The 13,490-nt window shown below is 45.9% G+C and carries 11 protein-coding genes and 1 other annotated feature; of the genes, 10 read left to right on the top strand and 1 reads right to left on the bottom strand.

The annotated features are described in order from the left end of the window. The first annotated feature begins 33 nt into the window (after nucleotides 1–33). A complete protein-coding gene (locus tag BN6628_RS24080; RefSeq protein WP_068621321.1) occupies nucleotides 34–1,767 on the top strand; it encodes a family 10 glycosylhydrolase in 1,734 nt (577 codons plus the stop codon). A gap of 137 nt (nucleotides 1,768–1,904) precedes the next feature. Here BN6628_RS24080 and BN6628_RS24075 read toward each other — a convergent pair whose 3' ends face one another. After that, nucleotides 1,905–3,083: an MFS transporter gene (locus BN6628_RS24075; protein WP_068621318.1), complete on the bottom strand. Its 1,179-nt coding sequence runs from the start codon at nucleotides 3,081–3,083 to the stop codon at nucleotides 1,905–1,907. 81 nt (nucleotides 3,084–3,164) lie between these two features. Between BN6628_RS24075 and yeiL the strand changes: the two genes are divergently transcribed. From yeiL to leuA, 9 genes are all read left to right on the top strand, one after another. Continuing rightward, nucleotides 3,165–3,839 (top strand): transcriptional regulator YeiL, encoded by a 675-nt coding sequence (gene yeiL / locus BN6628_RS24070; protein ID WP_068621316.1) that lies wholly within the window; start codon nucleotides 3,165–3,167, stop codon nucleotides 3,837–3,839. A 150-nt stretch (nucleotides 3,840–3,989) separates the two neighbouring features. Next, nucleotides 3,990–4,781 carry a hypothetical protein gene (locus tag BN6628_RS24065; protein WP_068621314.1) on the top strand — a complete coding sequence of 264 codons (792 nt, stop codon included), beginning with the start codon at nucleotides 3,990–3,992 and terminating at the stop codon, nucleotides 4,779–4,781. Between the two features lie 200 nt (nucleotides 4,782–4,981). Continuing rightward, nucleotides 4,982–5,650 carry a response regulator transcription factor gene (locus BN6628_RS24060; RefSeq protein WP_068621311.1) on the top strand — a complete coding sequence of 223 codons (669 nt, stop codon included), beginning with the start codon at nucleotides 4,982–4,984 and terminating at the stop codon, nucleotides 5,648–5,650. Further along, nucleotides 5,647–6,669 (top strand): sensor histidine kinase, encoded by a 1,023-nt coding sequence (locus BN6628_RS24055; protein ID WP_068621309.1) that lies wholly within the window; start codon nucleotides 5,647–5,649, stop codon nucleotides 6,667–6,669. The genes BN6628_RS24060 and BN6628_RS24055 overlap by 4 nt, the downstream gene beginning before the upstream one ends. A gap of 73 nt (nucleotides 6,670–6,742) precedes the next feature. After that, complete coding sequence (locus tag BN6628_RS24050; RefSeq protein ID WP_068621307.1) at nucleotides 6,743–7,510, top strand: ABC transporter ATP-binding protein; 768 nt, start codon at nucleotides 6,743–6,745, stop codon at nucleotides 7,508–7,510. Continuing rightward, nucleotides 7,500–9,518 carry an ABC transporter permease gene (locus tag BN6628_RS24045; protein ID WP_068621306.1) on the top strand — a complete coding sequence of 673 codons (2,019 nt, stop codon included), beginning with the start codon at nucleotides 7,500–7,502 and terminating at the stop codon, nucleotides 9,516–9,518. The genes BN6628_RS24050 and BN6628_RS24045 overlap by 11 nt, the downstream gene beginning before the upstream one ends. A gap of 45 nt (nucleotides 9,519–9,563) precedes the next feature. Next, nucleotides 9,564–10,373, top strand: coding sequence for a Cof-type HAD-IIB family hydrolase (locus BN6628_RS24040; protein WP_068621305.1), 810 nt, complete (start codon nucleotides 9,564–9,566; stop codon nucleotides 10,371–10,373). A 192-nt stretch (nucleotides 10,374–10,565) separates the two neighbouring features. Continuing rightward, on the top strand, nucleotides 10,566–11,333 hold the full coding sequence (locus BN6628_RS24035; RefSeq protein ID WP_068621304.1) for a class I SAM-dependent methyltransferase: 768 nt from the start codon (nucleotides 10,566–10,568) through the stop codon (nucleotides 11,331–11,333). A 128-nt stretch (nucleotides 11,334–11,461) separates the two neighbouring features. Beyond that, nucleotides 11,462–11,725 (top strand) — a binding site (T-box leader). A 78-nt stretch (nucleotides 11,726–11,803) separates the two neighbouring features. Further along, nucleotides 11,804–13,480 carry a 2-isopropylmalate synthase gene (gene leuA, locus BN6628_RS24030; protein ID WP_068621303.1) on the top strand — a complete coding sequence of 559 codons (1,677 nt, stop codon included), beginning with the start codon at nucleotides 11,804–11,806 and terminating at the stop codon, nucleotides 13,478–13,480. Nucleotides 13,481–13,490 lie beyond the last annotated feature (10 nt).

The following is a 13,490-nucleotide window of genomic DNA, read 5'->3' as shown; positions in this document are numbered from 1 at the left end:
ACATAAATTCAACTATTTTATGGAGGCGAGAATATGATATTTGCACGGAAGGCAAGGTCTATTGCAGTGTTAAGCTTGGCGTTGGTTGTCTCTTTATTGGGTTCCTCGTTTCCCGCTATGGCTCAGGAGGGGAGTAATCCCCCTTTTGAAACAGAGGTTATTGTACGAACAGTTAACCAGTTTAAGAACAAGGCGGATGTTCAGAACTTTATTACGCTGTCCAAACGCTACGGCGTTGATGTCATCAGTATGAACGTGAAGCAGGATGAAGATGACGAGGTCCCGTCCGGACGGGTGTTCTATCAGAGCGATATCGCTCCGATTGCACAAGGTTACGAGAATTTCGATGCTCTTCAGGAGGTCATTACAGCAGCCCATGCCGCAGGAATTAAAGTGCATGCCTGGATTCCGCAATTCCATGATCAGGAGGCCTTCCGGAAGCACAAGGAATGGCAGATGCAGGCGCTGGTGGGCGGGGTTCAGACCCCGTTTAAGGGTTCTAACGGCAACGAATACTTCGTCAATCCAATTCATCATGAAGTGCAGCAGTATGAACGCTCCATCATTCAGGAAGTAGTCGAGAATTATGCGGTTGACGGCGTTGTGCTGGACTGGATCCGTTTCGATAATTACAACATGGATGTAAGCGATTATACCGTGGCCAAATATAAGGCGCAATTCGGATACTCACCGCTCAGTATTAATTTCGATGTGGATTCCACTCAGCGGAAGCAGTGGAATGAATGGAGAACAGATCAGATCGGAAAGTATGTAGGCGATATCCGTCAGGATATTTCCCAATCCTCAAACCCGGATGTGCAGCTTGGTGTCTATATTTTGCCGCCGGAATTTACAGAGGTGGGGCAGAATGTGGCCAAATTTAAAAATTCTATCGACTTTGTCGCCCCTATGGCGTACTTTGATGACTGGGAATTCAACAGTGACTGGGTGTACAGCAAGTCCTACGGTATCCTGAAGGATACGAGCGACCGGATCAGTGGCAGTCCAGTGGAAATTGTAGCAACGCTGGATAATGACTGGACTGATGATGAATACCAGGAAATTTACAAGGGAATTCGCGAGAATTATCCTGGCGTGAAACGCTTGTCGTTCTTCTCCTATGGGGCCTGGCCTGAAGCCCAGCTGGCCAAGATCGATGAACGCACAACATGGCCGACACCGGACTGGACACTGCCGGGTGAACATGACTATCCTGCTCAGCTGCCTACAGGCTGGAAGGCAAGAAATATCGGCTCCAAGCCCGGGAATGTTGTATATAATTCCTCCAATAAGCAATTTACCATGAGCAGTACATCCACGGATATTTGGGGAAGAGCGGATCAGCTGAACTTTGTATATCAGCCTGTGAAAGGGGATTCGGAGATCTTGGTTCAGCTGCGTTCAACAGAACGCATGAACGGTTGGGCCAAGGCTGGTCTTATGATCCGGGAGTCGTTGGGGCATGATGCGAAACATGCGGACATGATGATTACCCCTGAGAATGGGGCGGCCTTCCAGTATCGTAAAGAGACCACGGGCAGTACGGTCGACCAGACAGCGGATGCCTCTGCTCCAAGCTGGCTTAAGTTGAGCCGAAAGGGAAATGCCATCACAGGCGCGGTCTCGTCTGACGGGAAGCGCTGGAAGACGGTTGGAACCGTTCAGATCCCTATGAGCCGCCAGGTGTATATCGGCATGGCGCTCAGCAATCCGGGAGATGAAGCGGGGAATAAGGCCGTGTTTGGCAATGTGAAGATCACAAATTAACCTTAATGCGCATGAGGCCAACCCAAATGGATGGCCTCATGTTTGCGTGTGCGGTACCAAATGCGTTTAGATAAGAAAACGATGCTGAACAAAGCGAAAGGGCCGTTCCTCAAAAGAACGGTCCTTAAAGCATGTAGTTACATATGCATTCTTTTTTCAGAGCTAGAATAGTGTTCCAGCTTTCGATATACAAGCGCAAGTATCATTGCTGGAATCGTACATCCAATCATGCCAATAAAGGCGTACCTTGGCTCAATCTCGTATAAATAGCCTCCGAAAATGGTAAACACTGCAGTGCTCCAGCTAAGAGCCAGTGCTGAATAGATGCCTTGGGCTTTCGGTATCTGTGCAGGTGGAATGTTTCTTATTAAGTATTTCATAAAGGCATAATGTCCCATAGCAAATGAGCATGCATGCAGGGTTTGAGCAATACTGAATACAACGACATTAGGAAAGGCAAATACTAATATCCAACGTAAGGAAGAACCTAATGCTGCTATGGTGAGCAAGGTGCCTGTCGAGTACTTACCAAGCTTCCGATCTGCGATGGAGAACAGGATGATTTCTGCCATCACGGCAATGTTAATAATGGCGCCTATTAAATATTGGGGGGCATGGATTTCCTGCAAATAGAGATAACCATAATTGTAATAAGAAGCATGCGCTGCTTGCAGTAAGATTACGATAATCAGTACCAAACCAAAGTGTTTGATACGGAATAATTTTAATATCCCCCCTTGCTGTACCTGATCTACAGGTGGCTTTGCAGCTAGAATATCAGGCGCGCGCATGAAGCCAAGGCATACAAATACCACTATACCAATTAAGAACGCCCATAAAATCACTTGATCTCCAAACATCCCTGTAAAAACAGATAGAACCATGCCTGCCAAGATGAACCCAATCGATCCCCACTGCCGGCTTTTTCCGTAATGTTTTAATTGGTTGCTTTGGACGAGGAGGCCAGCAGCGCTATCCAAGGTAGGCATCAATACCGGGTAGAAGAAGTGAAATACTAATGTAACTACAAGCAAGCTGGTAAAGGAGCTTGACGGAATATAAAACAGAATAGCAATCAGTGTACCGATTCCTGCTCCACTTAATAAAGCTTTGCTGCTAAACTTCCCGGATAGAGAGGGGAAGGCAACTAATGTGGAAAGGCCTCTTGCAACCAGGCCACAGCTCATAATCAGACTGGCCTCAGGAACCGAAATCCCTTTGGTATGAACCATCCATCCCGTCCAATAGGGCAGAAAAATCCCCCATGTGATAAAAAAGCAGAAAAATTGTATACTCATCCAGCGATGTGTGTTCATTTGGCTTCCCTCCATGGTTTGCATGCTATCATGGAGATACGAGTACAAAATATGAGATATCTCAGGTTTTGAGGTGGGAAGATGGAAATCTACAAGGGTGAGAAAAAACGATTGCTGATGGAGAAGAACTCCATTTCACATTTATTTTCTATTCCAGTTGAAGAGTGGGTGGAAGTGCATGAGTATCAACGTGATGAGTGGATTATCCGGGAAGGCACGAGGCCCAATTTTCTGTTCTATGTGATTGAAGGAAAGGCAAAAATTTATGTAACCCATCAAAATGGGAAGGTTTCTTTAATTAATTTTATCAACGCTCATGATTACATCGGGGAGATGGAATTATTAAATGAGGTGTACTATACAAAAGGAATTCAGGCTTTAACCAAGACGCTTTGCTTCGCTCTTCCCACTCATCGCTGCCGGGCACTATTGATGGAGGATACAAAATTCCTGCGTGAACTAACCAAGTTTTTAAGTATAAAAGCGACATTTATGGCTACAAAGTATTCACAGAGCCTTGCTTTTCCGCTTGAAAACCGGCTTGCAGATTTTATTCTGCAAACAACGGATGAAGGGATTTATAAGGAGAAACACGTAACGGTGTGTGATTATTTAGGCGTATCCTACCGTCACTTATTACATGTGCTAACCCAATTTTGTGATAAAGGGTACTTACAGAAGGAGGGAAGGTATTATCAAATTAAACAATACCACTCCTTATATGAACTTGCAGAGGTGTTAGGAGTAAGTCATTAAGGCGAAGTATCCGACACGTGGATACGGTCTTGACAACCCAGGCATTATCCAAGTAATGTGAGAATAAATTAAAGGCCATGTAACCGAAAGGTTCAACCTCGCTGTAGTGGGGTTGGGCCTTTTTTTATTAATCGAATGGAGGAGATCAGGATGGCAAGGAAGGAACAGCTTCTTAGAAGGCTTGATGAAATCGGAGGGTCGCTGGAGCAGAGGGGCGAGGCGCTGCTGCTATTAGGAGTTGGATCGGTTGGGGTAGAAATGGAGCGGATTGATGACTATTCCGATTTAGACTTTTTTGTGATTGTGAAGCCAGGGTATAAACGACGGTATATTGAGCAGCTGGATTGGCTGGAGGAGGTGTGCCCGCTAGCGTATACCTTCCGAAATACGGTGGACGGATACAAGATCTTGTTCGAGGACGGGATATATGGGGAGTTTGCCGTGTTCGAGGAGGAGGAGATGGAAAACATCGCATACTCGGAGGGAAGGATTGTGTGGATAGACCCGAATCTCGCAAGTTCGAAACTTGCGGGGATCGCTAAGGGAGGAAAGCGAACGGAGACGCAGCGGAGGGAGGAGCTGGATTTTTCGTTGAACGAGGCTTTGACCAACTTATATGTAGGACTATGCCGTTATGCCCGGGGAGAGAAGCTCTCCGCGGCCAGGTTCGTCCAGAGTTATGCCGTGGATAACATCTTGTCCGTTCTGCATTTGCTGGAGAAGGAGGAGGCGTACTTCCCGGATGTGTTCGGTGAAGAACGGCGGATGGAAAGAAGATACCCTTCCTTTGCAGCTCGGGTGGGCGATATGATCCTGGGATACGAGCGGACTCCGGAGTCGGCGCTGCATATTCTTCGTTATCTGAAAGAAGCGTATCCCGTTAATACCAGAATGAGCGTGGAAATAAGAAGATTGGCAGACCAGTTAAATCATTCACGCTAGAGGCGGGCTTCTAAAGGGTTCTAGTTGCTTGGCTTGGTGGAGGTTTTTAACGTAAAGCGTCGAATGTATATAGGTGTTTGTTCATTATACAGGGGATTTAGCCTATAAGATGACCGGGGTAGCGCCAAGCTACGCCGGTTATTCCATATCCTGAACTTCTGTGCTTTCTCACTCCATTAAGGCAAAAGGAGCAACCAACTATGGCGAGAATTTTGATTATAGAGGATGAAGAATCTATTAGAGAAGAGCTGGAAATTCTGCTGCGAAATGCGGGATACGATGTGATATGTACCGAAAATTTCTCGACTGTGGAATGGGATGTAAGGAACAACCCTGATTTGATATTGCTTGACATCAACCTTCAGGAATACAATGGATTCTCTATATGCACGGCTATCCGCAAGTCTTCGAAAGTTCCTATTATTTTTATAACGGGGAGAAGCAGTTCAATTGACGAGCTGCAGGCATTTACATCAGGGGGCGATGACTACATAACGAAGCCCTATCACCCTACTGTTCTTTTGGCTAGAATCTCTGCTGTATTGAAACGTACAAAAGGTGAGGATCGAGGCGGGGAGCAGACTCTTGTGCATAAGGGGCTTACGCTGGATCAACGCTCCTACAAGTTGGTGTACCGGGGCAATTCGCAGGAATTGTCCAAAAATGAGTTCAAGCTGCTGCATTACCTGTTCCAGCGGAAGGGCGAGGTCGTTCCAAGACTGGATATTATCGAATATCTGTGGGATAACGATGTGTTCATTGATGACAATACGCTCAGTGTGAATGTGACCAGGATCAGAAGCAAGCTGGAGCAGTTAGGGGTAACGGATTTTATCGGGACCAAAAGAGGGGTGGGTTATATAATATGACCTTGGGTGGATATCTGAAAGATAAAATCATCTTGATTCTCCTAAATGGAATAGGCGTATTACTTCTCTCCCTCTATCTGCTGGCAGTTCGGAACAACAGGACAACGGTGCTGCTCATTGCTATCACATGGTCCCTTGTCTATTTGATATGGGCCACGGTCGATTATTGGAGACGCAAGCTTTATTTTGGAAAGATCGATGCATTAATGAAAGAGCTTGATCAGCCCTATCTTGTTCATGAATGTATAGAAAATTCATGGCGTTTAGAAGACCAGCTTTACCGGGAAATCCTCAGGAAATCCAACAAAGCGGTTGTCGAGAGGATCTATCAGCTGGAACATGAGCAGAAGGAGTACCGTGAATTTATCGAAGGCTGGATTCACGAGGTTAAACTTCCTATCACCCAAATACGTCTGGCCTGTCATAATCAAGAGCATAATTACAGCAGGCGCATAGAGAGATATCTGACCGAACTGGATAACGATGTGGAGCAGGCGTTATTCTATGCCCGGTCCGATGAGGTCTATAAAGATTACATAATAAAAGAAACGAAGTTACAGGAAGTTGTATCCAACGTTCTTAAGAAAAATAAGTATCTAATGATACAGAATCAAATGAGTGTCGAAGTGGAGTGTAAGGATACAACCGTATTCTCTGATAGCAAATGGCTGGAGTTTATTCTTGGACAAATTCTGCTCAATGCCATGAAATATAAGAGGGAAGGCGGCGGAGTGATTTCTATTTGCAGTATCACAATGAACAGCGGAATCAAACTGACGGTGAGGGATGATGGAATTGGGATACCCGAGGGGGAGAAGAACCGTATTTTTGATAAAGGATTCACTGGCTCCAACGGCCGCAGCAGAGGCAAGTCTACGGGGATTGGCCTATATCTTTGCAGGAAGCTTTGCCTTAAGCTAGGGCTTCAAATCAGCGCACAATCCAGATTGGGGGAATTTACAGAAATCACCTTACTCTTTCCCAAGCACTCGTTTCTTTCAAAACTGAAAGATGGATGAAAGATAACTACATACAATATAGGAATGCTAACAACTATATTTGTGTTATCCGTTGCGAAAGGAATGAGACCTATTGAGTGGATTCATAAGAATTTGTGATGTGGAGAAATATTACGGAACCAAAGCTAACATGACTAAGGTGCTGAATCGAGTTAGCTTCGAAATAAATTCCGGTGAATTTATGGGAATCATGGGCCCATCAGGTTCCGGAAAGACAACTCTGCTAAATATGCTGTCTACAATTGACACGGTGACCTCAGGTCATATTTATTTTGAGAATCAGGATATTACCACTTTGAACGAGGAGAAGCTTGCGCTATTTCGTAAGCATAATCTTGGTTTTGTTTTTCAGGACTTTAATCTTCTGGACACCCTGACGATCGAAGAAAACATCATTCTCGCAATGTCCCTGCAAGGTAAAGAGAAAAAGGAGATTAATGCAAGATCCAGGCAAACGATGGACCAGCTGGGTATTTATCCAATCAAAGATAAATTCCCTTACGAAGTGTCAGGAGGGCAGAAACAGCGCTGCGCCTGTGCCAGGGCGCTGGTAAATGAGCCGAAGCTGATTCTGGCCGATGAACCGACAGGTGCGCTTGATTCTAAATCAGCTACGACGCTGTTGGATACATTTACATCGATGAATGAAAATTTGGGTGCAACAATTCTAATGGTTACACATGATGCATTCTCGGCTAGCTATTGCAAGCGTATTTTGTTCCTCAAGGATGGTGAAATATTTCACGAGTTAGTTAGAGGAAACGATACAAGGCGCGTATTTTTAAATAAGATCCTGGATGTTCTTTCCCTCACAGGGGGTGACGTTCCAGATGCTGAGTAGACTCACTCTTCGCAATGTGAAGCGATCTTCGAGAGATTATATCCTATACATCATGACCATGGCGGTGGTGTCTTCACTTATGTTTGCCTTCAATGGCATGATGTTCTCCACAGATATGAAGAATCTCTATCGGGAATTTACCATGTTCATTGCCTTTGTTGCCTTGGCATCATGTTTCATAATATGCATAGTCATTTGGCTCGTTCATTACATGGTTACTTTCATGATGGAGAAACGCAGCAAGGAGTTTGGGACCTATTTGCTATTGGGTATGAAGAAGAAACAAATTGCTTCCAGTTTCCGTAAGGAGAATATGATTCTTGGGTTTATTTCGTTGCTTGCGGGAATAATTCCGGGCATGTTTTTTCAGATTGCGTTTACCAACATCTTTTATTCCATTGTCGATGCAGAGTACTCTATTTCACCTGACTTCAGTCTATGGAATTTGCTGTTGACCTTCGGTTTGTTTCTATTCGCCTATATATTGGCCTTGTTTAGGGTAAAGCGTAAGTTCAAGAAGATGACCATTAACAGCTTGATCTACATGGATAAACAGAACGAGTTCATCAATAACGAGAAAAAAACGTGGAAACGAATATATCTGTTCATCTCTGTAACCTATATTATTATATTTAACGTGGTTGTACTAACCTCCAAATTGAGCAATGGATCGGTGTGGTTTTATATTGCCGGTTTGATTGTGGCCATTTATTTTTTATATATAGGGCTCTCTTCGTTCTTCATCAGCTATATTCAAAAACGGCACAAGGGGATATACAGGGAAGCCAATATTTTTGTTTTTCGGCAGTTGTCTTCAAAAATTAAGACCATGCGCTTCACAATGGGAACCCTGACGATTCTATTTACAACGGCGCTGCTTGCATGGATGGTTGTCATGATGGCCGCGGATTATCAGAATAAAGAATTGGATCGAAGCCTGCCATTTGATGTGCTGGTCTTCAGTGAAGATACAACTTATAACTTTAATCATGAGCTAAGCATCATATCTGAGGGTGCCAAGATAGAAGATCAGCACACTTACCGTATCTATGAGAACGGTACAAATACCATTAATCAGGATCTATATGAACATGTAGATGGGGCATGGCAGGGGGCCAACGGCAGCTCCTATTATGGCTACGACACCTATATTGGCCTAAGTGACTATAATTATATCCGGTCCATGCTTGGCTATAAAACAGTAGAGATTGGCAATAACGGTTACTTGATTCAATGTATAGATAGAGTAAAGCCCTTCTTGGAACGGTTAGCCGCAAGCGGTTATCTAACGGGTAACAACGCTCTGATGTACAGAGGGACGTATACCGACCCCCTTGGTCAAGGTGGAATGAACGGAGCGGATTATCTCATTGTGGTTCCTGATCAATATTTGAAATCCATGCACCCGTATTATTCCTTATTGGCCGTAAGCTTAGAAGGAAAGGCACCCTCTGATTTGAGCGACCGTCTCCGATCCATTCAACCATTTTCTGATGATTTTGAACAACATAACTCGAAGATCCAACATGGATATGGGAGCAGCAAGCTGCTCAGGCATTCCGGAGTCGTCCAGGTTAGGGATACTGACATTGGGGAAGTAAAATTATCCTTAGTAACCATAGCATTTGTTCTGGCTTATATCGGTATTGTGTTTCTTTGTGCTGCGTTAACGATTCTTGCGGTCCAGCAGCTCAGTGACTCCTCTAAATATCGATTCCGTTATGCTATTCTCAAGCAGCTGGGACTGAGCAGGAAAGAAACGGATCGTGTTGTTCTAAAACAGCTGGCTGTATATTATCTATGTCCGTTCGTGATTTCGATTGTCCTCAGTATGTTCATCGGCATGTTCGCCAGCGAACGGTTTGTTTATTACACAGGCATTCAGGCAGGGATTGTCTCATATTATCTTCTGGCAGTACTGGTGTTTGCGGTGATCTATCTTGTTTATTTCATTGTGACTTATGTGGGTTTCTTGAGAAATATATATGGGGTCAAGGGGTCCGCTTGAAATCTGATGGTACTAAGGGTTCTTGGTGAGATAGGAGGGAACCAGATGAGATATAAGATGATTTTCAGCGATATCGACGGTACGTTATTAAATTCAAACCATGAAATAACTCCGGGAACCAAGGAGGCCGTTCAGCTTTTAAAGCAAAAGGGAGTGCCCTTCGTCCTGGTCTCGGCACGGATGCCGGTGGGCATTCTCCCGTTGCTTGAGGAACTGGGCATGAATGAACCCTTAGTTTGTTTTAGCGGGGCGCTTGTGCTTGGCGCTGCTGGGCAGAACGGAAGCCGGGAAGTGCTGCATACTAAAGCAATGGAGCCCCAAGACGTAAAAGGGATTTATGCCTTGATATCCAACAAGTTTTCAGATATTAGCTTTAGTGCTTATAACAAGGACCATTGGTTTGTGCTGTCCCTGGACGATGAATGGGTTATCCAAGAACAAGAGATAACGGGTACTGATGCACAGCCTTTTAATTTCAATCATGACACTCCCCCGTTTATTCATAAGCTTCTCTGTATGGGCCATCCGGAAGCTATAGCTTCTCTTGAAACAGAATTAAAGATCCGGTATCCCGAGATCACCATCTATAAATCCAAGCCTACTTATCTTGAAGTCATGGCTTCCCATGTTCTGAAGTCTTCGGCCATTGACATCTTAACCAGAGCGTATGGCGTTACCAGAGAGGAAATCATCGCTTTTGGCGATAATTACAACGATATCGACATGCTCCAATTTGCGGGACTAGGTGTGGCGATGGGGAATGCACCTGATGAGGTCAAGGCTGCAGCAGATGTAATAACCTCATCCAACGACGAAGATGGATTAAAAGCGGTACTGGAAATGTATTTTATTTAGCGAAACAGCCGGACGTGCAGAGATTCATTTAATCTAACAAAAGGTGATTGTATGAATTGAGAGGAGCAATCTTATGCGATCGATTGAACACGAGTACTAAGTCCTATCTCCTTATGCACGTGGCCCACCGGATTGGATCTGTAAATGAAGTAATATTCAGTTTGCAGATCACATTATTGGAGGGACTTATAGATGAGAAGAGAAGACAAACAATTTGAATATTTGATCGGGCAGGCGAGCCATCCGTTCTCGGGATGGGATTTTTCTTATATTGTGGAAACGGGGCGAATGAATAGCGACTGCTTGGCATGGTCTTACGGAAGTATGGCGATCCAGCTCATGCAGGAAGCCGAGTCCATGCTCGATATGGGAACCGGCGGTGGTGAGCTGTTAGCGAGGTTGCGGCCGTGGCCGAAATCCGTGTGCGCTACTGAGGGCTATCTGCCGAATTTGTCCGTTGCCAGGGAGCGACTGGAGCCGCTGGGTGTGAATGTCCATCCTGTCCAGGATGACGAGCAGCTTCCTTTTGAGACCGGCCAGTTCGATCTGGTGCTGAACAAGCACGAATCATATTCGCCGCGGGAGGTTCGGCGGGTGCTCGCAGGTGGCGGCTACTTCCTTACTCAACAGTCGGGAGGCACGGATTGTCACGAGATCAACGAACGATTCGGCGTACCGTTAAACCGTGAATTTGCGGAGTGGAAGCTCGAAGCTGCCGTGCAGGGAGTGCGGGAGAATCAATTTGAAGTGGTGAAACAGTCTGAGCAGTTTGTTAGTCAACGATTCTATGATGTCGGCGCTTTGGTTTATTATTTAAATGCCATTCCGTGGCAGGTCCCGGAATTCGAAGTCGATAAACACAGAGATGAGCTGTACAGCATACATCAGCTTATTAAGCAGCAGGGTTATTTTGAGGTGACCCAGCACCGGTTCATCTTGCTGGCCAGAGCATTGTCCTAGCGTATGGGCTTAGTCCAGCCTCATTGTTTCAGATACTCCTCCAGAGATCTTTTGCGTGCTGGAAAAACATAAAACTGCAAAAAGGCAATTGACAACGAGGCACAGGTGTTATAGCATGGCTTTAATATCCTAATACGTTGATAAGGAATAGTACGCTTTTCTAAGCGCTCAGAGAGCTGTTGGTTGGTGTGAAACAGCCGCGAGGAGAAACCGAACTCACCTTGGAGTTGCCCGCTGAACCCGAGAAGTAGGCGGAGCCGGAGTCCTGACCGTTATCTTCAGGAGGATATGAGGTTATCCGCAAGCCCGGGAACCCATATCCGTAGAGTGCATGCCTATGGCATGAATTCGGAGTGGTACCGCGTAAGATGTCACAGTCTTTCGTCTCTGTTCATGGAGACGGAAGGCTTTTTTGCGTTAAGCCTGCCTTGTAATGACCAATGTCAAAAATGATGGAAGGATGGATACCTATGAAAAACGTTGAGAAATACGCCAGAGGATACTTTATGCCGCCGGAGGCCAGCTTGAACTGGACCCGCAAGGAATATATCACCGAAGCTCCGACCTGGTGCAGCGTCGACCTGCGTGATGGCAATCAGGCGTTGATCGTTCCGATGAACCTGGAGGAGAAGCTGGAATACTTCAAAATGCTGGTGGAGATCGGGTTCAAGGAGATTGAAGTCGGCTTCCCAGCAGCGTCGGAAACGGAATTCACCTTCCTGCGGACATTGATCGAGCAGAATTTGATCCCGGATGATGTGACGATTCAGGTGCTGACCCAATCGAGGGAGCATATTATCCGCAAAACCTTTGACTCGCTGAAGGGTGCAAAAAAAGCAGTTGTGCACTTGTACAACTCGACTTCTGTAGCCCAGCGGGACCAAGTATTCCGCAAATCGAAAGAGGAGATTATCGACATTGCGGTCAGTGGTGCCAAGCTGCTCAAGGAGTGCGCATCGGACACCGAAGGGAACTTCCAGTTCCAGTACTCGCCGGAGAGCTTTACAGGTACGGAGATTGATTTTGCGCTGGAGATTTGCAACCAGGTGCTCGGCATATGGCAGCCGACGGCGGAGAATCCGGTGATCATCAACCTGCCAGCAACGGTGTCCATGTCGATGCCTCACGTCTATGCCAGCCAGATTGAGTATATGAGTGAACACTTGAATTACCGGGAGCATGTTATTCTATCCCTGCATCCGCATAATGACCGGGGAACGGGTGTAGCGGACGCCGAGCTGGGGATGCTGGCCGGAGCCCAGCGGGTAGAAGGCACCTTGTTCGGAAACGGGGAACGGACGGGGAACGTGGACATTGTGACACTGGCCCTGAACATGTACTCGCATGGGGTAGACCCGAAGCTGAACTTCGAGAACATCCCGGCGATCCTCTCCGTGTATGAACGGCTGACCAAAATGAAAGTGAGCGAAAGACACCCTTATGGTGGCGAGCTTGTATTTACAGCTTTCTCTGGTTCGCACCAGGATGCGATTGCCAAGGGCATGAAGTGGCGCGAGGAGAAGGAGCCGCAGCATTGGTCGGTTCCATATCTGCTGATTGATCCGCTGGATATCGGCAGACAATACGAAGGCGATATTATCCGCATCAACAGCCAGTCAGGCAAGGGTGGAATCGGTTATATCCTGCAGCAAAAGTATGGTCTCGATCTTCCTCAGAAGATGCGTGAGCACTTCGGGTATTGTGTTAAAAACGTATCCGATCACCAGCAGAAAGAGCTGCTTCCGAATGAAATATACGACATTTTCATTAAGGAATATGTAAATATTAATTCGCCTATCGAGTTGGTTAGATACCGGATTAATGACGGAGACAACTTTGAGACGAATGTGGTACTGAAGACGGACGGCGGAGTTCAGGAGATTACAGGCACCGGAGACGGAAGACTGGATTCGGTCAGCAATGCGCTTCAAGCTTATCTCGGACTGCAGTATGGCGATCTGGTCTATACGGAGCACGCTTTGGAGATTGGTTCTAAGTCGCAAGCCGTCTCTTATATCGGAATCACGGCCTCAGACAGCAGTGTATACTGGGGCTGTGGCATTGACGTTGATATCATGACTTCGTCCATAAAAGCTTTGTTCAGTGCGGTGAATCAAATGAGCCGGAACTCGAACAAGAACAATTAATTACACCTAC

This window comes from Paenibacillus tuaregi, from assembly GCF_900086655.1.
GTDB lineage: Bacteria > Bacillota > Bacilli > Paenibacillales > Paenibacillaceae > Fontibacillus > Fontibacillus tuaregi.
The sequence above is the reverse complement of the archived record's forward strand: the minus strand, read 5'-3'. Positions and strand labels throughout refer to the sequence as shown.